Here is a 245-nt window from a genome sequence, read left to right on the forward strand (position 1 = left end):
AGCGAATGGTGACGTAGAGTTTGGCCGGAGGCTCTGCCCATTCATCTTCTGGAAAGACTGCCTGTACCGTCTCCTCAGGTAGGCGAAGTTTCCCGTGGAGAGTAATGGTGTTCCAATCCGGCTTGTCACTACTGTCAGACGACGACACAGCCGATGCGAGGTTGATCTCTGTCTGTGACGGATTCAGATCGATCGACTTTCGATCCCTGTCGTCAACGGTGAACGAGTCCAGGTCAAAATCTACA

General features: G+C 52.7%; 1 pseudogene. It reads right to left on the minus strand.

Annotated features, from left to right (window positions below):
- Positions 1–245 (minus strand): annotated as a pseudogene (locus tag AUR66_RS22920) (hypothetical protein); the annotation flags it as partial.

Source organism: Haloferax profundi (assembly GCF_001469865.1).
GTDB classification, from domain to species: Archaea; Halobacteriota; Halobacteria; order Halobacteriales; family Haloferacaceae; genus Haloferax; species Haloferax profundi.